14 protein-coding genes are annotated in these 19,956 nt (G+C 42.1%); 6 read left to right on the top strand and 8 right to left on the bottom strand.

The genetic code is table 11. The features are described from left to right. Positions 1-80 precede the first annotated feature (80 nt). The 3 genes from L4C32_RS16830 to L4C32_RS16820 form a co-directional block, all read right to left on the bottom strand. On the bottom strand, positions 81-1,385 hold the full coding sequence (locus tag L4C32_RS16830) for an inosine/guanosine kinase (RefSeq protein WP_428198058.1): 1,305 nt from the start codon (positions 1,383-1,385) through the stop codon (positions 81-83). A 211-nt stretch (positions 1,386-1,596) separates the two neighbouring features. Further along, positions 1,597-2,223: a YccT family protein gene (locus L4C32_RS16825; RefSeq protein ID WP_428198057.1), complete on the bottom strand. Its 627-nt coding sequence runs from the start codon at positions 2,221-2,223 to the stop codon at positions 1,597-1,599. Between the two features lie 80 nt (positions 2,224-2,303). Beyond that, entirely contained in the window at positions 2,304-3,224 is a 921-nt protein-coding gene (locus L4C32_RS16820) for a porin (RefSeq protein ID WP_428198056.1), read from the bottom strand. Positions 3,225-3,872: 648 nt separating this feature from the next. On the opposite strand from L4C32_RS16820, the gene dinG reads away from it, so the two are divergent. From dinG to L4C32_RS16800, 4 genes are read left to right on the top strand one after another with little or no spacing between them, the layout of a single operon-like run. After that, complete coding sequence (gene dinG, locus L4C32_RS16815; RefSeq protein WP_428198055.1) at positions 3,873-5,951, top strand: ATP-dependent DNA helicase DinG; 2,079 nt, start codon at positions 3,873-3,875, stop codon at positions 5,949-5,951. 58 nt (positions 5,952-6,009) lie between these two features. Next, positions 6,010-6,786 (top strand): sulfite exporter TauE/SafE family protein, encoded by a 777-nt coding sequence (locus L4C32_RS16810; RefSeq protein WP_428198054.1) that lies wholly within the window; start codon positions 6,010-6,012, stop codon positions 6,784-6,786. After that, the gene (locus L4C32_RS16805) at positions 6,786-7,346 is read left to right on the top strand and encodes a primosomal replication protein (protein ID WP_428198053.1); all 561 of its coding nucleotides are present in this window, start codon (positions 6,786-6,788) and stop codon (positions 7,344-7,346) included. Before L4C32_RS16810 ends, L4C32_RS16805 begins: the two co-directional genes overlap by 1 nt. Then, positions 7,333-7,524 (top strand): DUF2496 domain-containing protein, encoded by a 192-nt coding sequence (locus L4C32_RS16800; RefSeq protein WP_428198052.1) that lies wholly within the window; start codon positions 7,333-7,335, stop codon positions 7,522-7,524. The genes L4C32_RS16805 and L4C32_RS16800 overlap by 14 nt, the downstream gene beginning before the upstream one ends. Before the next feature lie 8 nt (positions 7,525-7,532). Here the strand turns inward: L4C32_RS16800 and pbpC are convergent, their stop codons facing one another. The 3 genes from pbpC to L4C32_RS16785 form a co-directional block, all read right to left on the bottom strand. Then, on the bottom strand, positions 7,533-9,686 hold the full coding sequence (gene pbpC / locus L4C32_RS16795) for a penicillin-binding protein 1C (protein WP_428198051.1): 2,154 nt from the start codon (positions 9,684-9,686) through the stop codon (positions 7,533-7,535). Then, positions 9,673-14,184: an alpha-2-macroglobulin family protein gene (locus L4C32_RS16790; RefSeq protein ID WP_428198050.1), complete on the bottom strand. Its 4,512-nt coding sequence runs from the start codon at positions 14,182-14,184 to the stop codon at positions 9,673-9,675. Before L4C32_RS16790 ends, pbpC begins: the two co-directional genes overlap by 14 nt. A gap of 137 nt (positions 14,185-14,321) precedes the next feature. After that, on the bottom strand, positions 14,322-15,065 hold the full coding sequence (locus L4C32_RS16785) for a tRNA (adenine(22)-N(1))-methyltransferase (protein ID WP_428198049.1): 744 nt from the start codon (positions 15,063-15,065) through the stop codon (positions 14,322-14,324). A gap of 38 nt (positions 15,066-15,103) precedes the next feature. On the opposite strand from L4C32_RS16785, the gene cpsG reads away from it, so the two are divergent. Both cpsG and L4C32_RS16775 read left to right on the top strand, forming a co-directional pair. Next, a complete protein-coding gene (gene cpsG, locus L4C32_RS16780) occupies positions 15,104-16,471 on the top strand; it encodes a phosphomannomutase CpsG (protein WP_428198048.1) in 1,368 nt (455 codons plus the stop codon). Between the two features lie 123 nt (positions 16,472-16,594). Next, positions 16,595-18,046 (top strand): HD domain-containing phosphohydrolase, encoded by a 1,452-nt coding sequence (locus L4C32_RS16775; protein ID WP_428198047.1) that lies wholly within the window; start codon positions 16,595-16,597, stop codon positions 18,044-18,046. Between the two features lie 12 nt (positions 18,047-18,058). Here the strand turns inward: L4C32_RS16775 and L4C32_RS16770 are convergent, their stop codons facing one another. Together L4C32_RS16770 and L4C32_RS16765 are read right to left on the bottom strand one after the other, a co-directional pair. Next, the gene (locus L4C32_RS16770; protein WP_428198046.1) at positions 18,059-19,120 is read right to left on the bottom strand and encodes a GGDEF domain-containing protein; all 1,062 of its coding nucleotides are present in this window, start codon (positions 19,118-19,120) and stop codon (positions 18,059-18,061) included. 17 nt (positions 19,121-19,137) lie between these two features. Then, positions 19,138-19,602, bottom strand: coding sequence for a putative pterin-binding protein (locus tag L4C32_RS16765; protein WP_428198045.1), 465 nt, complete (start codon positions 19,600-19,602; stop codon positions 19,138-19,140). Positions 19,603-19,956 lie beyond the last annotated feature (354 nt).

The following is a 19,956-nucleotide window of genomic DNA, read 5'->3' as shown; positions in this document are numbered from 1 at the left end:
ATTATTATCCAGCATGTTGTATATGGTTAACTTAATGAATTTTAACTACTAATAAAAATATTAGTAGTTAAAATCGATATTTATCGCTCCCAATAAGCCTCTTCTAAACTGTCTTCTCTCTCTGGTAATCCACGTGACAATCTCGGAGAGTGCTGTGTTAACACTTCATAGCTCACTCTATTCGAATACTTACACACTTGTGAAAAAGAGGAGTAGGTTAAAAATGGGTATTTATGTTTGCTTGAGTTCGGTACATTATCTCGATGATAACGATTGGCTGACATATCATGCAGAAGTGCTGAAAGTGCGCCATCTCCAGCACCATTAGTGTTTTTGATCTTTTCTGGTCCTCCCATATACGGTGCAATATGAGAATAAACACGAACAGGCTGTTCGCACAACGCTTTAATTGCCGGGCGGCTAAACTCAAATTGGTTAAATTCAGCGATAGTGCCGGGTAGCAGAGGTAACGACGTTTCGCGTTTCGCTGAATCTTCAGTGAACCCAGCCATATAAAGCCCTAATGGTCCAGCAGTACACAGTACTAAATCAACCCAGTCTAGTGCCCTATCCGAAGCCAAAAGCGGGTCACTTTCTCCTGTGAGCGCCTCTGCTTCCTCTTCATTCATTGCTACCACAGAGACATGCTCTTTTAGGAATCTTTGCCAATACGCAACATCATCTTGAATCACAAACTTGGTGCCTAACGTGAGTACTACTGGAACGTCATATTTCTTTGCGTACTCAATCGCTTTCATTGTCGCAGCTGGCATAGGGTCGCCCTCTTTACAACGTAATAAATACGCGGTAAGCACCAATGCTGAAGCCGTTTCAAAAATACTTTCCGGGATACTATCCGCCTCTAGCAAGTTCATTTGACCTTCACTAATAGCAAAAGACCGCTCCCCCCCTTCACTGATCAGGGCAAAACAACGACCTATCGCGCCTTCAACAGGTTGGAGGTAATTCAAATCCATTCGGCTTGAGGTATTGCAGAGATAACGGTATGAATAGCTGCCAATTTGAATGTCTTTACTCATCACACCAAGCAAGGTTGACTTGTCATCAGCAAGCGCTGAGTAATTATGAAGAGTATTACCAATAGTGCCACCCGCAAACTCATTGGTGATCAGATCATTGTCTTTCAGCTCGCGATACAAGGCTTCCGCTTTATCATTATCGATAACCAACGAGTGACCTTTGCTGAGTTGGTATTTTTCTAAAAATTGGTCGCTGACCGTCGCTTCGATATCCACTAACGTCTGATCAATTCCTACCACATGAGTACGACTCATGGTTTTAGTCTCTTGCGCCTGACTCACTAAAGGATCGCGTGCGTGAACAGGGAAATAGTGTTTCGATTTACGTTGACCGGGGAATTTCATAGAGACTTCATCGTTAACTGAATAGAATTGAGAATTTTAGCCATCAGGTAATAGGATGTCGAGCAGATTAGCAGCATTTAATGGACAAATATTAACTTAAWAAATAGAAATACCGAGGCAAACGATTACGTTTGTGGAATATGGTATAAGATACCAAAACAATCAAGAGCCTCAGGGCTCTTGATTTTTAGTGAACCTATTAAGAAGAAGATCAATCTTGGTCAATCATCCATCTTTTAAATTCTTTTCGTTCAGTGTTATCAGCTTCAATGTACCACATTTTCAATTGGCTCAAAGGCTCAGCATTTAATTCAATCTCACCGTTTGCTTTTATTTGAACTGCTTGTTCTTTTAAATTGGAAAAACTCCCGGATGTGAAAGTATTTCCATTGATTTTATTGTGTTCTGCAACGATTGCAGGCACATCACCATAAGGCATAAAGCCACTTTCCGAAGGGGGGAGTATTTCAGTAGTGTATGGGATGTTTTTATTACCAGATTTTAAGGTCCAATTAACACCACTAGCTTTAAAAACTCTTGTGACATCTCTATAGCGATTTACTCTAGGCTCAGAGAGGTAGATACTTTTTTCTTCTGTTACTTCAAACTCAATTATATATGGCTTGGATGAGTATGAGCGTGATTGAGAACCATCATCTAAAATTGATGCAAATTTAACTGAAATTTGATGCTTTCCTGGTTCTAGCTCAATTCGTTCTTCAGCCTGGGCATTATCAACAGTATATACTGTTAAATTAGGTGAATACGTCAATTCCGCAGCCATTGCTATTGAACTGAAACATGGTAACAATACCAAAAATAATGATAGGTACTTCATTTTACATCCTTAAATAAAATAAAAAAAGGCCACCAGAAAGGTGACCTTAATTATTATACACTTAGATAACTACTGCTATCTTAGAATTTAATTTCTAAACCAGCTACGTAACCGAAGTCGTACTCGTTACCAGACACGTCTGAATCAGCACCACCAACTTCACCATACACACGAACATTACCGTTCATTTTGTAAGTTACGTTAGCGTAGTAGTTTGTGATGTCTTCGCCATCTTTATCTAAAAGGTTAAGACCTACAACATACTTTACTTTTCCTGCAGTGTATGCACCAAACATAGAGATAAGATCATTCTCTACTTCAGATTCACTTTCTTCTGAATGAGCAAAACCTAGACCAGCACCAAATGCATCTTTGCTGTATTCAGCTTCAATGCTGTAAAGTGTTTTATCAAATTTTACAGTAGGAGATGAAACTTGGTCATCTTGTTGCTCATTTAGATAGAATGCGCGAAGTTCAACATCACCCAATGTAACACCAGCTGCCGCATCAAATGCACTTTCATCTTCAGAACCTTCTTCAAGATCAACAGACAGACCTAACCAGAAGTTATCAGCAGAATATTTGTATTTAATTACGTCTTCACCATGTGCTTCGTAATCTAATGAATCAAAACCAAGCTCGTAATCTGAACCAATTACAGCGTCATCCGCGTGCAGGTACTGCTTACCAAAAGTAATTGTACCGAAATCACCTTTAAAGCCACCCCAAAGTTCAGTTGTTTCAGCATTACCTGATTCGAATTCGAAATCATAGTAACCTACAGCGTCAACGCCTTCAGCAACTTCTACAGTTGCTTTGAAGTTTAGCTCACCGTCATCTTGACGAAGATCTAGGTCAGAACCGTCTGTAAGCGTTTTTCTGAACTGTACTTCCATCGCACCGCCAACATCTACAGAAACACCATCTTTCTCGTATACTGTTGCCGCGTTTACTGAACCAGCTGCAGTTAGTACTGCTAGAGCTAATAGAGTCTTTTTCATAATAATCCACTGCCTTTTCTTTAGAATGGAATTCCGTTTCGGATTCCTTTATATAATGTCGCTACCGTTATTTCTTCTAAGAGAAATTATCCAGTAACTCTAATTCCGTGGTTAATCCTGCATAAGATTTGCGAAACTGTCAAATTACTAAAAAAATATAGCTAAAAAAATATAAACTCTTTATTATTAATAACTTACAATCAATTACCACCTGGGGTCATACTTAATAACAATTCAAACATCCTCTAAATCAATTTTTTTTGCAATCCTTTGGCAGGCAAATACCCTTGATAAATAAAAAAACAAAGAATAAAGAATCGCTTTAATTAAATTAAACAGAATTAAACACCAATAAGACTAAAGGATGAGCAGTGTATGAAAGGCTCAATTTTAGTTCAGTCTATTTTCGTGAAGCAGCTCTCCTTTATTGTAAAAAGGAGACCAAAATTAGCATCAGATCACATTTATTCAGTAAGTTAACGCACCTTTTAGAACCAATAACACTGCTAATTGCCCAGTCAAATATAGAGTACCTTATCCTGTATAAGTCACATTACCTCAAATAAATGTAAATTTAGATTTTTCAACAGTTCGATTTTCAATCTTATGATAAAATCCGCCTCCCCTCTTTGAGCGACGATTGAGATAATGTTAAGTAAGCAGGTTAAACAAAATATTAAGCAGAGCTACGACAACCTGCATCATCAACTCGATGGTTTTATCTCCCGCCGAGCACAAAATTATCTGGTGGCTGAAATAGCAAAAACCTTAGCCAGCGAATACAGTGAAACCCACCCCATCATTGTGGCGGAAGCAGGCACTGGTATTGGAAAATCGTTAGCTTATCTATTAAGTGTGATCCCTTTTGCGCTATTTAATAATCGAAAAATTGTCATCTCAACCGCTACCGTAGCGCTACAAGAGCAACTGGTTCACAAAGATCTGCCTTTATATAGACGCATCTCTCCCACCCCTTTTACTTTTATTCTTGCGAAAGGCAGACAACGCTACTGCTGCGGACACAAATTAGCGGCGATGGCAGAAGGTGGAAGTGACAATCAAATAGCGCTGTTTGAAGTCAAACCCAAGCAGAAAGATCTCGCACTAATAAAGCGACTCTATAAAGCGTACAGTGAGAAGAAGTGGGATGGTGACAGTGACAGTTGGCCAACCGCTATTCCTACTCATGTTTGGCAAGCGATCATTGCTGACAAACACAGTTGCAACAATAGCTTGCCCATGCACCGCCAATGTCCGTTTCAAAAATCTCGTGAACACCTTGATAAAGCCGACGTGATTATTGCCAATCATAGCTTATTAATGGCTGATATCGATTTAGGCGGTGGTGTGGTTTTGCCCGAGCCTGAACAGACCATCTATATTATTGATGAGGCGCACAACCTGCCTAAAGTAGCTCGTGACCACTCCTCAGCAGCTTCCAGTTTAAAAGGGGCCGTCTCTTGGTTAGAGAAACTTAATCAATCTGCAGGAAAACTGAGTTCTCTTGCAGACCAAAACCGTGTTGGTCGTTTTTATGGCGCACTGCAAGAGAACATCCAACTGCTTATCCCTTCTCTGAATCAACTCTCTAAACAGTTTGACCCTGAGCATTTTAACAAAGAGGGTATTTTTAGATTTGAACATGGTGAACTGCCGCCATGGTTGGTTGAGCAATCTAAGGAGATGAAGGAGTACAGTAATAAAGCGGAACAGGCTCTGGCCAAAATCAGCGATCTGATTTCTGAACGCTTAAAAGAGAATGAAATTCCGAGTAAACAAGCAGAACCCGCACTGGCTGAGATCGGTTATTATCTGCAACGGTTAGAAAGACTCGCTAAAGTGTGGTCCCTGATGGCCAAACCTAACAGCGATAAAGGTGCTCCCCTTGCTCGTTGGATTGAGATAAGTAAAGAGAGAGAGGGTGACTATATTGTTGAGGTCTCTCCCCTTGAAGTTGGCTGGAAACTTGATACACAGTTATGGAGTCGTTGTGCTGGCGCAGTGCTTGTGTCAGCGACCATGCGCGCCCTTAATCGTTTCACTTTTTTCTGCCAACAAGCGGGGATCAGTGAAAAAGAGGCCGACGGCGTTCGATTTTTGGCACTCGCTTCTCCCTTTGATTACGCCAATAACGCCTCTATCGTTATTCCTAATTTGCCATTAGAGCCGCAAAGCGATGGATTTACCGATCTTCTTATTGAGGAATTACCACTCTATTTAACGGATCAAAAGTCAAGCTTGGTGCTTTTCTCCTCTTACTGGCAGATGAACAGAGTCGCAGAGGGATTGAGCGATGTCGCCAAAAAACAGCAGTGGCAACTTCAAGTTCAAGGAAACAGTTCCCGTCAAGAGATCTTAAAAAATCACAGTGAGTATTGCAGTAACAATGTAACCAGCATTATTTTTGGTACGGGCAGCTTTTCTGAAGGGTTAGATCTGCCAGGAGAGCTATTAACCAACCTGATTATTACTAAGATCCCATTTGGAGTACCTACTTCTCCTGTAGAAGAGGCGCACGCTGAATATATTGTGAGTCGCGGTGGAAACCCTTTCATGCAAATCTCCGTGCCTGAAGCGAGCAAAAAATTGATCCAATCGGTAGGACGACTACTGCGTAAAGAGCAAGATTCTGGTAGAGTCGTACTCTTGGATCGACGAATTATTACAAGACGTTATGGTCAATCACTATTGGATGCTCTGCCCCCATTTAAACGTCTGATTGAGTAATTGAGTTTACCGTTATCTAACACTCCCACTCTATTATTGAAGAAACGCACAAGGATTTATGGAATTACTGGTCGAACCGAGCGTTATGATTATTCTCGCTCTGGTAGCTTTTTCTGCAGGCTTCATAGATGCTGTTGCTGGCGGTGGCGGTATGTTGACTGTCCCTGCTCTACTCTCATTAGGCTTACCTCCTCATATCGCTTTAGGCACCAATAAACTGGCGGCCTGTTTTGCCTCTTCAACAGCGGCATGGACCTATTATAGAAAACAACTGTTTACTCCCAGTTTCTGGAAAAATGCGTTTATTGCAACTTTCATTGGGGCCGTTCTTGGCACCTTAGTCGTCGATTTAATTAGCACTCAATGGTTAGAAAAAGTTCTGCCACTGATCATTTTAACCACTGCGGCTTATACTATTTGGCACCCACAAGTAAAAGGGGATGGCCACCAGCTTCCTGAAAAGAACGACAAATGCATCAAGCAACAACGACTCCAAGGGTTTTGTCTGGGTTTTTATGATGGGGTTGCAGGGCCTGGTACCGGCGCTTTTTTCACCGTCAGTAGCATGGCGCTATACCGCATTAACATCCTACTGGCTTCCGGTTTTGCTAAGGCGATGAACTTTACCAGTAACTTTACCTCATTCATTACCTTCGCCTATTTGGGTCATATTAACTGGGCGCTGGGATTGACCATGGGGATCTGTTTAATGGCTGGTGCCTATTTAGGTGCCCATTCTGCCATTCGTTTTGGTGCAAAATTCATTCGTCCAGTATTTATTACCGTTGTCTGCATTTTAGCGGTGAAGCTGGCTTACAGTGCGTGGTTTGAATAATGGTTGAATTATCGAGTCTACAGCCTCTACTTGAGCAGCTGTCCATCACAGCGGCTCAAATAGATCGTACCCGTGGTGAGCAACACACTTATCTTTTTGATGAACGACTATTCTCTTGCCGTAGTCGATTACTGGTTCCGTGCGTCAATGAATCAAAGTCCTTGTTGAAGTCGATGATCAATGAGCAGAGTGCTGGATTATTAACCACTGCCCGTGCAGAGCATCTGTGTGAAAAGTTAATTGCTCAAATTCAGGCGATGCAGCGCGAGATCAAAACCCAATCGATCCGGTCATCCGAGCCTAAACACTACAGTCACTTTCGAAAACCCATTGGCGAGATGCATCAAGATCTCGCCCAGCATAAAGAGTGGGAAAGACGATTAATCCTGATGGTGAAAGATAAAGAACAGCAGTTGCAACGATGTTACTCCCTGAAAGATCAACCCACCATTCAGAAAGAGTTACTGTCTACAGAGCAGCGATTAGAGAAGTGCCAACAGGCGATGATAAAACTTGAACAGCGAATTGCCTATCGTGAGCAAAACAATGAAAAGAGGTGACTCCGTGAAAAACAATGAAGAGAGTGATACATCCATATCCGAAGCCCTATCTAATGCACCGGATGAAATAAAGCTGGCTATTGACCTAATTGAACTGCTCGAAAATAGTAATATTTCACCGAAAACCGTTGTAAAAGCACTTGAGATTGTAAGCAACGATTATAAAAACAAACTGTAATGTTCACACTAGTGGCTGAAGATCTGAATCGCATCACAATGCTGTTGACGACATGCAGAAATATCAATCTCCCCCATATAGTCACCTAACTTCAACCATCTATCCGTAAATAGCCGCTGGTTCACATACCACTCTACTCCTTGCTGTTTGTTGGCTTTAATCTTAATACGGTCAACTTGTTCGCTGAAAAAATGTTGGCCATTATTCGGAGTAAGGATTTTCACGTTTTCCGTGGTATTATCGGATTGCGATTTTCTTCTGTGCATTAACCAGTGAGAAAGCTCTATAGGCATTTGGTGGTCTATCACTAACTGTCCATTTGTTTGTAACGTTGGAGGAGCATAGCCTAATAGTGTTAATGCCCCTGTTTTCACTGTCTGACAATCATGTTCAGGGGTGAGTTCTATTGAAACACCTCCAGGCCAGCAAATAGTTTGTTCAATCACGCTACTAGGTTGTTCCAGCTCAGATCGATCATTCGGCAATAAATCAAACAGATCAAACATCACTGGTGCCGCCAACGTCGCGCCAAGCATCCCAACAATAGGGGTACCATCAGGCCTTCCAACCCATACCCCAACCGTATAGTCGGGGCTGACTCCTACCGACCATGAGTCTCGAAAGCCATAGCTGGTCCCTGTTTTCCAACCAATTTTCCGACGATAGTTTGCCACCGCTCTATCTGGTGGAGAATGACTATTTAAAAGGTCAAAAATAATCCAGCTCGCCTCTGGAGACAATAACGATTTACCTAACGCTATGGGTGATCCTTCATGTTCAAGTAGATTAAACACTACCCCGTCACTGGCTAGTGAGCTATAAAGTTGCACCAGCTGTTTTAAATTACTGCCAGTGCCTCCTAGCCCCATCGCCAAGTTGGCCGATTCGTGTTTCAAATGAATGTTAGCGCTTTTCAGTTGACGGTCAAAAAAGTCCGGTGTCAGACTATTTAAGACCTGAATTGCCGGTACATTCAACGACTGCTGCAACGCACTTTTTACCGTAACCGCACCTGAGTAACGGCCATTCAAATTTGCTGGTTTATATCCATTAAATGAAGTGGGAATATCAGAAAGCAGTGACTGACTGTGAATCAAACGTTGGTCCATCGCCAACCCATAAATAAATGGCTTCAATGTCGATCCCGGAGAACGTGTTGCCAACGCCATATCCACATGGGAAAATCTCTTCTTATCACTAAAATCGATCGATCCTTGATAGGCAATTATCTGATGGGTAGTATTGTCGACAATGATCGCTGCGGCAGAGGCTTTCTCAGGTAAGCGTCCTTTCAAACTGATAAACAGCTGTTTCAATGTTAACTGTAATTCATAGTTGATATACGTTCTCGTTACACTCTTCTGTGACTGTGTATTGCGAATATTTCTGGCGTACAATGAGGCAATATTATTCCGTTGGTGTCGAGTTGCCGAGACCGGGTGATGACTAAGTTGTACCGCCTCTTCCGTCGTGATCAGATTCATCTTTTCTATCCGCGATAACACTTTATTCCGAGCCAATTTCGCCTGTTCAGGATGCAAATCAGGACGATAACGGGTTGGTCTTTGTGGCATGATCACCAATAACACCGCTTCTGCACGATTTACATCAATGGCTGATTTTTGTAAGTAGAACTGAGCCGCCGCTTCTACCCCTTCAATGTTACTGCCAAACGGTGCTCGATTGAGATATAGAGTCAAAATCTCCTGTTTTGAATAATAGAGCTCTAATTGAAGCGCACGAAACAACTGCTTCAGTTTGCCGCGTAGCGTTCGTCGATGGGGATCAATGATTCTCGCCACCTGCATGGTAATGGTTGAACCACCAGAGATCACCCTGCCATTAACTGCCCACTGTATTAAGGCCCTCACGTAGGAGAAGGGATTAAAACCGGGGTGGGAGTAAAAATATTTATCTTCGTATGCCAGCAGGGTCTGCAGATAGAAAGGAGTGACTTGCTCAAGGGTGATGGGGTAGCGATGAATCCCTTTGTCATCTGCAAAGCTACGCAACACTTCTCCATCACTGGAAGTAATAACAACCGCTTGATCTAACTCAATGAACGTTGCAAGTGGAGAGAGTTGGTTAAAAACTGCAAAAGAGAATACTGGTAGCAATATCGCTACCAGTGCGAATCTAATCCAATATTTACTTATTCTCATCAGTGATCGTCACCAATTCACTACCCTGCAGCACAGACGCATTTTTATATGGTTGGTACATCGACTCAAGATAGAGTGGAGGTTGGGTATATTGACCAGGTACCTCTGCTCTTAGCGTGTAACTGACTACATAATCCGTTGTGTTTAAATAATCCTTTGCCGCCACAAAGCGGTCATTTCGATACTCAATCCGATCAAAGACATTATTATAATGTTCAGCATATTCAGATAAGGGCTTCCCTTCATAACGAACATTGCTCGTATTCAATGCATCACCTAAATTGGGGTTCTCTAAAATAAACCCCGCTGGGATAAGGTCGACTAACATCCCATCCATAATGTGCTGTCGAGTATTTACCTCAATCACCGCAATCAAGCGATCACCAACATTTAACCGCTCTCCATCATATTGCGACCCATCTGGGTAGAGCAGAGTACGTGTTAATTTTCTCAAATCCATATTATTGAACTGAGTTTTTGTCTCTTTCGGATACCCTTGAGTGGTGAGTTCAATATAGAGTGGCACTTTACTTATATTGTGTACCTGTTGATTCGGAGAAGTAGCCACTCTGATGCTGCCTATGTTTCGCTCGACCAGATTATCCAGTTTGATCGCAACTTCTGTTCGATTCATTTGCTCGGTAATCAAGCTCGCTTTAACCAATGCGCTGCTCTCTTGAGTACTTAACCACTGACGATGATCCAGTTGTTCAATCACTGATTCAATGGCCGATATTTGATACTCGATCACGTCCAGTAATTGCTTAGTTTTTAACTGCTCAGTAATCGTAACAATCAGGGCTTGATCTCGGATTTCACTACCGTAATCAGAAAGATAATAACGTTTCGTTCTGCTCAGGTTCGCAGATTTGTTCAATAGCGCTTTAGCGCGTTTTTCGTCTCCAACCAATGCAAAAGAAGCGGCTAATTGAACGGCGGAAAGTTTGGATAACCAGCCCTTTTGATTAACAGATTTAACCATTTTATCAATATCAGCCCAACGTGCTTTACCTTGAAGAGCCAGCAGATAGACAGCATAGCTTCGTACAATACCGCTCTCCTCTTTACGATACACCATCGCACTGACTAAACTCTCACGTCGAACATACTGCTCAATTCGATTCTGAGCACTCTCAATCACGGCTGCGGGCACGACACCGGGATGTCTTAAGTTGGCCTGTTGTAAAAATTCCGTCGCGTAGACGGTCAACCAAGGACGCTCTTGCCCTGAAGAGGACCATAGACCAAAACCACCATAAGAGTTTTGAAAACCAGCCAAGCGCTGGACGGCTTGCAGCACCCATTCACGTTCCGGCTTCTCTTTCATAAAACGCCGCTTTTCGCTATTCACTTGATCGGAGTCTAACAAGTAAGCGGATCCTTTACTGATCGTCTGCTCTGCACAACCGTAAGGGTATTGAAACAACTGTGAAAGATACTCAGAGCTATTAATTTGTGGCGATGCACTAACTTGCAGCGTACCAAAGTGATTGTCTGCAATATTCAACGATTGCCAATGCTTGGGGCTAATCGTCAGTACGTCATCGGGTTGCAATAGATGCAGGTGACGCTGTTTGACTAAAGGCATAATTTGTCGAACTGGTACACGCCAATCTCTCTCAATATCAATCTCACTGTTACTCACTGCAAGAGTCAACGTAAAGTTAGTGGAAGTTAACGTCTTCGCTAATGTCACTGGAACTGCGATAGAGAAGTGCTCACCGTCATCTAACGTAACTTTTGTGGGTAGCTTAGACAAATCAAGGCTATTCTCCTGAGAAGAGAGCAGCGATAAAGCAAGGGTTTGCGCTTTTCCAGAGCGGTTAAACAGATCCAAATGAACCATACTTTGATCACCTGGTGCTAAAAATCGTGGTACGGCTAATTCAGAAATGACCGGGGCCGCAATGGTAATGTTCTCGGTTTTCTGGCCATAACGACGCTCACTGAAGGTCGTCGCCACCACTTGCGCCTCACCGTTGTAATCTGGCAGAGTAACCTCAACAAAAGCGTTACCTTCCTCGTTAAACGCGACTGCTTCGCTCATAAAGAGAACCGTTTTGCTCTCGACCAAATTACCTCGGTGCTCTGGCGTGACATCGTCACTACCAAATCTAGGTGTCGCAAACGGATTCAAGCGCTGATCATAGAGTCGAGAGAAGAGATCAATAATATCCGCCCCATAGCGTTGTTGGCCAAAGAACACATTAGCTGGGTTGGTCGGTAAGTAGCCACTAATGTTAGTGACCCCTTTATCAACCAGTGAAAGTGTCACCCAGTTTTGCTCTGCCTTTCCGCTACCTTCATTCTCTTTAATCGTGTTGATATTAACCGGGATCAACACTGTTTTTAATGGTTCCAATTTTTCAGGTAGGGTTATCTGAACTTGATGAATACGTGACTCTCTATCCAATGGCAGGTGTTTAATCCCTTGTAACCGGCTTGCTATGCCTTGGCGATTATTACCCGTAACTACGGCACTAATGTAGAGATCATGACGACGCCACGCTTCTGATATCGGTATGGTGATAGTGTGTGGTTGATTCGACTTTACCTTAAGAGATTGGCTCCATAGTACCTCTTCGCTCTCTACAGTGACTAAGAGACTGCCCTTAATTGGAGAGGTGTAACTCACCTCAACCGAGTCACCATTCTGATAGGCTATTTTGTCTAGTTTTAGATCCAGATGTCCTGGTTTAGCAGGCATCTGTTGGTTGCTGTCTCCCCAGCCCGCATAAAAGTCATACACCGTTTTCACGCCACTTGAGGTCTCTGTTACTACAACTCGGTACTCACCCCATTTCACCTTAAGATTTACGGTTACTGGCTTGTTAGTAAGGACTAATGACTCTGTTTTAAGGGATTTCCACTCAGGCTGGTCATGTTGCTCCCATCCCCGCCCCTCTTCATAGGTCCAGTAGTATCGACCTTGATTTTCAAAATATTCAACCTCAACGTTGCCATCAACGGTTTGGCTTCCATCTTGATTCAGCAGTAACAGGTCAAACTGAGCTAACGAGTCATAATCAGGGTTTTCATTATGAGGTGAGATAGCAGGAATAGGTTTTGAGTACCAAGCGGTAAAATCAAATGAACTCTGTGAACCCGTCGCGCCCTCCTCCATTAAATCTAAAGTAGCTATACCTTTGATGGGACTAAGCAGATCTTCTCTTGGTGGCGTGATGAATATCTGACCAAGCCCTTTCGTATCCAAACGGACACTATCGAGATCTTGATAGTATTCGGATAGATAGAAGTCTTGTCCGACGAAGTACTCTTTGTATGGACCAGAAAAATGGCGAACCGGATCATACATGACTGTGGTGTTAACTCTATTGCCGTCAGCCAAAGCACCAAACAGATAGCGTCCAGAAAGATCGACACCAAAGCTGCGATTGGCGATAACACTTTCGGGGGCATGGCTAACTATTAATTCCATACGTTCAGGAACAAACTCTTGTACTTGAAAAAACCAACCATTTAATGGGCGATTTGCCGTAGGGTCACTTCGAACCTCTACCCGCCATCGCCCCACATCAGCATCAAAGGGTATCGACACATCCGTACGATAGTAGCCCTTTTGTTGCTCTACCAGTTGTTCACTATACATCACTTGGTTATCGGGTTTTACGACCGATAGCTGCAAGGATTGATTTTCAACCAACTCCCCGTCAGCATCTCGTAATAACACATTAATTGGCACCAGTTCACCCGGCTTGATCAGATCGCGATTACTATAAATAAACGCGTTAATGTCACTGTATTGTGCCCCACTTATCTCAAATTCTGACAGATCGAGTGCCACCTCTTTAAACGGTAAGATAGCTTGATCGTTCTCATGTTCAATAACGATAACGTTGTCAGAGTTAATCTGGAAATCTAACTGCGCAGTGCCTTGCTCAGAGAGCGTCACTGAATCAATAAGGTCACCCTTTTCATACACATAGGCAATCCCGCCGTTCAATGGCGAACCTGAACTTAATTTTGTCGCTGAGATAAACAAACTGTCTTCAAACAACTTGGCTTGAATACCAATATCAGTCAGGAGTATTTGAACAATTTGCTGCTCATATTGTGAGTAACTGTTCACTGGATTCACAATAGCTACATACCAGCCTGGTTCTAGTGATTGAGGTAATTTAATACGCGAGGTTGCTTCAACGTTTTTTTCAGTATGGGGAAGACGATAACGATCGATGGTGATGCTTTTTAACTCGCGACGAGCATCTTCCAATTGCCAGCTATCCAGACGTTGCGAAAAGTAGTTCTCTAATAAGAAACTCTGCGGTTTTTCGACTCGAAGGTATTCAATATCCACCTCCTCAACATTCATCGAAGTGATGGGTAGTGCGCGATGACTCAAGGAGACAATAGGCCCATTCCCAATCACTTGAAGATGAGGCTCCTGCACTTTTTCGGCTTGTTGTGAAAAGCTGAAAAAAGAGACAGTGAAAATGATACAAAAAGCAAACATTCGAGCAATTGAGAAACGAGTCATAAAAAGGTCCATGTCCATCAAATCCGTTAAAATCAAATGAGTGAGTCGAAACACATTCATCTAGCTAATTATTAACGTAAATCTAACTAATGCCAATCTTTAAATAACCTTAAATCGTAAACCGTAACCTTTTACTATCAAGATCTTTCTCTTAAAGCCTCATAGTCATAAAGAATTCTATTTACTTTATCATCGCCGCTTTGGGCAACTCGTTGATAATGTTCGATAGTCAGTTTTAGGTAATGACAATCTTCTTTTCGTCCGAAATTCCACATCTTAGAGCCCACACGACTTAGTGGTGTGATCTCTTGTTGAGAGAGGTGCAACACCTCGTAATAACGGCGGTTTTCTTTGACTAAACACTCATCTATCAAGCCAAAATCCATGGCTATGAGCGCTTCTCTCACTTTGAAATTATGATGCACAGGGCAGAGAATAAACTCCAGATTCAGTGTAGGGTGTAAGCTCACGATAGAGTGCACTAACTCTATAAGTAGGTCTCCGCCAACACCAGCAATGATAACCAACTGGCTTGCCTTGTTGGCGTTTTCAACCTCCGAGAGTGGCAGTCTCGCGACATCTAAACAGTGGATGCGCCAATTCTTCCCTACCATACCCTTGCTGCTCTGTAACTGAAGTTGCTGCTCTAGCTGTAACATAATGGGCTCGACGACATCAACAAAATGCACCGTCGACCTCATGTTTTGTTGCATTAACTCAATACCTAACTGGCCATGATCACAACAACAGTCCCAAATATGATCATAGGTTTTACTGACCATCTGCTCAATGCTTGTTAAACGTAAACTCAAATCTGCACTCACTGCGGTAAAATGGTTAGAAGCGATGAAAACGATGGATAATACAGATATACTAAACAATTAACACGCCCTTTTAGCTCATCAACTTAGAGATAATCATGTCCAAACTTACCTGTTTCAAAGCCTATGATATTCGTGGTCAACTGGGAGACGAACTCAATATTGACATCGCGTACCGTATTGGACGCGCTTTTGGCCAACAGATGCAGCCTAAAACGGTTGTCGTTGGTGGCGATATCCGTTTAACCAGTGAAGAGTTAAAAATGGCGGTTGCCAATGGATTACAAGATTCAGGTGTTGATGTTATTGATATCGGTATGACCGGCACAGAAGAGATCTATTACGCGACTAAGCATCTTGGTGTTGACGGTGGTATTGAAGTCACCGCCAGCCATAATCCAATGGACTATAACGGCATGAAGTTAGTTAGAGAAGATGCTAAACCTATCAGTGGTGATACTGGCTTGCGTGATATCCAGCAACTGGCTGAACAGAACGATTTCCCTGCCTCCACACACCGTGGCAGCTATACCAAACAGTCTAATCTTGATGCTTATGTGGATCATTTGATGACCTACCTAACCCCTGAAAACTTCAAACCTATGAAGTTGGTGGTTAACTCCGGCAATGGGGCTGCAGGCCATGTTGTTGATGCCATAGAGCAACGCTTTCAAACGCTCAATATTCCCGTAAAGTTCATTAAAGTGCACCATGAAGCGAACGGTAATTTCCCCAACGGTATCCCAAATCCACTACTGCCAGATTGCCGTGCTGATACCACCAATGCCGTTATTCAACATGGAGCGGACATGGGGATTGCTTGGGATGGGGATTTTGACCGCTGTTTCTTGTTCGACCAACATGGTGAGTTTATTGAGGGGTACTATATCGTTGGGCTGCTTGCCGAAGCGTTTTTACAAAAAGATCCCGGTGCAAAGATAATTCACGACCCAAGATTAAGCTGGAATACCGTTGATATTGTCGAGAATAATGGTGGCACTGCTATCATGTCGAAAACTGGTCACGCCTTTATTAAAGAGCGCATGCGTAAAGAAGATGCCGTATATGGTGGCGAGATGAGTGCCCATCACTACTTTAGAGACTTCTCTTACTGTGACAGTGGAATGATCCCATGGATTTTAGTGGCTGAGCTTCTTTGTGTAAAAAACACCCAACTCTCAGAAGTGGTTAAAGAGAGAATCGAAAGTTACCCCTCTTCTGGAGAGTTAAACTTTAAAATTGACGATCCAAAAGCAGCCATCGCACATGTTAGAGCAACACTTGAACCCTCTTCTATTGGTATGGATGAAACCGACGGAATCAGCCTTGATTTTGGAGAGTGGCGTTTTAACCTCAGGTCATCCAATACTGAACCTGTCGTTCGACTAAATGTTGAGTCTCGCCATGACATCCCATTAATGGAAGAGAAAACCAAACATATTATCTCCCTGCTTCAAACGCATTAACTCAACATCTCGCCTCAAACAGACAATTGTTTGAGGCGCTACCTTCAATACTCACTGTAAAGCGATGAAATTCTTTATTGTTCTCTCTATACTGACAACACAGTTATCAAATAAGAGCAGAACATGACGATGCCCAAGCCAATGACTCAACAAGCCGCATTACACTACTTTTTGGCCGCGGCCGTGTTCAGTTTATACGGAGCACAGGTTTGTCCTTTTATTGACTCCCTATCCGCAATACAAACCAGTACTTATTCTTTTATCACCTTCTTGCTTCTATTTRTTATTAGAACAGTTTCGATTAAACATCAGACTGGTGCGAACGCTCTCATCAAAGAGCTGTCTCTATTTTCAGTTGGCGCTCTCTGTCTGGCGGCATGGTATAACAGTCAACATCTATTCCCTTTCGAAAGTAACCTAAAAGTCATTATTGGTATCATCTGCTTAGGGGCTCTGGTTACACTCGACCTCATTTTACAGGCGCAAATAAAAAACTATCCAAACAGTGTGATACAAGCATCAGACTCTGAGATTGGCGCTTTTCGATACTCCATCGCCATCCAAATGGCAGGTTTGGTACTGTTTATCGTTACTATGCTAACCACCGTTTTAAGCATGATAGTGGCCAAGGATATTCATTGGTTAGCGGAAAATCTAACCGTTGCGACGAAAGAAGCCGCCATGTTAAGTGTGATAAAAGAGTTTGTATTTGTCGCATTGATCTTAATGGCTTATACCTCAATAATCATGTTTCACTGGCTTAAATTATTAACGCTGTTGCTAACTAACCAGCAGAGAGTATTAGTCGAAGCTTCCAATGGAGATCTTTCCGTCAGAGTCCCTGTATTTCAGCAAGGTGAGCTTGGCGTCATCGCATTTTACACCAATCAAATGCTCAGTAAGCTGGCACAAAGCTATGATGAAGTCACGCAAACTCGTGATGTTGCTATTGTCGGATTATCCACCCTCGCAGAATCTAGAGATAATGAAACCGGTGGGCATATTTTACGTACTCAAGAGTATGTTCGTGCACTCGCCTGCCAATTAAAGAACCACCCTAAATTCAAAGACTATTTAACCGTAAGTACCATTGAGCAGCTCTATAAATCTGCACCACTGCATGATATTGGCAAAGTGGGTATCCCAGATGCCATTTTATTAAAACCCGGAAAGCTGACCGATGAAGAGTTTGTCATTATGAAAACCCACGCCACCATAGGGGCTGATTCCATAGCCGTGGCTGAAAAAGAGATGGGGAGCAACAGTTTTTTATCCATTGCTCGAGAGATAGCCTTAACCCATCATGAAAAGTGGGATGGTAGCGGCTATCCGAATCACTTAAAAGGAGATGATATCCCGCTTTCTGGTCGATTAATGGCCTTAGCAGATGTTTATGATGCGCTCATATCCAAACGCGTATATAAACCTGCCTTTAGCCATGAGAAGGCAAAATCCATCATAATGGAAGGGACGGGAACACACTTTGACCCCGTCGTTATTGAAGCCTTTATTGCATGTGAAGAACAATTCATAAATATCGCCATCGCATACCAAGATGAAGAGGTTAGCCATTAAGCATTTTTACGCTTATTGCGAAAACTTCATCGAGTACATCCTAGAGTCTGCAACTTCTAAGAGGTGATGAATGTCATCACCATCTTTGGGATATTGACTGGTACCAATACTGGTCGATAGGTAGGATTGTTTAGATTGAATAACCTGAAAAGGGGTCACAAAACTCTGTTGAATCTCAGCTTTCATCTGGTTGATGCTAACACGGCTGGTTGACTCAATAACCAATGCAAACTCATCACCACCAATGCGAAAGAATTGATACTCTTCTACCGTCAATTGCCTCAGTCTTTCAACAACAATCTTTAACGCTTTATCACCCGCATGATGTCCGTAGCTGTCATTAATGCTTTTAAAACCATTAAGATCGAGCATAAAGAGGGTAAAGACTTGCTGTTTCTTCTTTACCTCGTCTAAATACTGAAAAAGAGCCAACCGGTTATGTTGTCCCGTCAGAGGGTCAGTCAATGAAGCAAGGCGGTGTCTCGTTGACTCTTTATGCAAAATGAACGCAATCGTCAACGCACTTGCAATCGTTAATAATACCAAAGCAAACTGTAACTGACTGAATAACAACACCCTATCTTGTTGCTTTTGATATAGTGGGTTTTTCAATTTAAAGTTTTGATTTACAAAATTAATCGTTGAAACATAAACCCTATTTAGCTCTTTGCCAAACTCGGCTGCCACTATTGGGTTATTAACAGACTTAACAAGTAACGGCTCTAAGGATTTAAATTGCTCAAAGGTTTCAGGAATGAACGTTTTAAATTGAGGTAATGCGAGTAGGTTACTGGATTCACGCCCTGTCATAACAAGATCAAAACGACTCCAAGTTAATTCATACTTAAGCTCGAGCGTTGAATAATATTCAGGTACGTCATTAATATTGTTAGCCAGACTGGCTAGCTCGGCAAACTCTTTGGTTAATTGAAACAAAAACCACGTCGTTTCACTCTGTAAATCATTCAGTGAGCGAGATAGCTCTCTTGCGCCATTTAAGACAAACATATTGGCAAAAATTAATACTGCTGATAGCGTAATAATTCCCGTTTTTGCCCGCTTTAAATTAATCATCAAAAACGATCGTCCATTTAGTCATTACTAATCGTTGCTACTTTTTCAAGTTGCCATACCATTTGCGTATAATAATATGCCGTATTGAGCTCTTCATATTGGTCTAAAGGAAATATCAACCAATACGGTCCTTTATCCCTTACTTTCATTGGCTTACTGTTTTTATAATAAGCAATGATTGGATTATATTTTTTCACGTCACTCATCTGAACGACCGCCGCGTAGTCATTCAAACCATATAAAATAACAGCTTTTGCATCCTCAATACCCTCTGAGCGCAACAGCTCAATAAGGGGAACCCCTGTATAGGTATTCACATCAGGTGTCCAAGGGAGGTCGGTAGTGATGGAAGCAGAGGGAAGTGACGTCAGTTCAGTAAAACTCAGACTAGTCTCGTCATTATTAACACGTTCAATAACCAAAGAGGAGGCGTGGATATTAACACTAAAAAGCATCCAACCGAAAAATATAGTCCACTTCATGGGTGACTCTCCATAGCCTACGACCTGACTCTGACTACTGAATGAGATCCTGCAGAGAGCATTAAATATAATTATTTACTATTATAACACTACGCTCTCAAAAAAAAAGCATGAGATATTACTGACTCATTATGAACTTTAGTGCGCAATGCGTTATTTCACTCACTTCTTTTTTTAAAATAAAAAATAGCCTCAAAGCAACAATATATATAATCAATACCCTTTAATATTAGTAATTTATCGATGCGTTTTTTCATTTTTACTTTAAAAATAATATCAACTGTCAACTATCGTTTTGATAACTTTATAGAAATGAGAACTTCTTCACTGACATATAAATGCTCTCAATCAAAC

The organism is Aliivibrio kagoshimensis (assembly GCF_050337105.1).
GTDB lineage: Bacteria > Pseudomonadota > Gammaproteobacteria > Enterobacterales > Vibrionaceae > Aliivibrio_A > Aliivibrio_A kagoshimensis.
The sequence above is the reverse complement of the archived record's forward strand: the minus strand, read 5'-3'. Positions and strand labels throughout refer to the sequence as shown.

Excerpts from the sequence above, each read along its gene's own strand:
- dinG (WP_428198055.1), top strand. The coding sequence starts at position 3,873 with ATGTTAAGTAAGCAGGTTAAACAAAATATTAAGCAGAGCTACGACAAC.
- L4C32_RS16820 (WP_428198056.1), bottom strand. The coding sequence starts at position 3,224 with ATGAAAAAGACTCTATTAGCTCTAGCAGTACTAACTGCAGCTGGTTCA.
- L4C32_RS16770 (WP_428198046.1), bottom strand. The coding sequence starts at position 19,120 with ATGATTAATTTAAAGCGGGCAAAAACGGGAATTATTACGCTATCAGCA.
- L4C32_RS16790 (WP_428198050.1), bottom strand. The coding sequence starts at position 14,184 with ATGACTCGTTTCTCAATTGCTCGAATGTTTGCTTTTTGTATCATTTTC.
- L4C32_RS16805 (WP_428198053.1), top strand. The coding sequence starts at position 6,786 with ATGGTTGAATTATCGAGTCTACAGCCTCTACTTGAGCAGCTGTCCATC.
- pbpC (WP_428198051.1), bottom strand. The coding sequence starts at position 9,686 with ATGAGAATAAGTAAATATTGGATTAGATTCGCACTGGTAGCGATATTG.
- cpsG (WP_428198048.1), top strand. The coding sequence starts at position 15,104 with ATGTCCAAACTTACCTGTTTCAAAGCCTATGATATTCGTGGTCAACTG.
- L4C32_RS16825 (WP_428198057.1), bottom strand. The coding sequence starts at position 2,223 with ATGAAGTACCTATCATTATTTTTGGTATTGTTACCATGTTTCAGTTCA.
- L4C32_RS16800 (WP_428198052.1), top strand. The coding sequence starts at position 7,333 with ATGAAAAGAGGTGACTCCGTGAAAAACAATGAAGAGAGTGATACATCC.
- L4C32_RS16765 (WP_428198045.1), bottom strand. The coding sequence starts at position 19,602 with ATGAAGTGGACTATATTTTTCGGTTGGATGCTTTTTAGTGTTAATATC.
- L4C32_RS16830 (WP_428198058.1), bottom strand. The coding sequence starts at position 1,385 with ATGAAATTCCCCGGTCAACGTAAATCGAAACACTATTTCCCTGTTCAC.
- L4C32_RS16810 (WP_428198054.1), top strand. The coding sequence starts at position 6,010 with ATGGAATTACTGGTCGAACCGAGCGTTATGATTATTCTCGCTCTGGTA.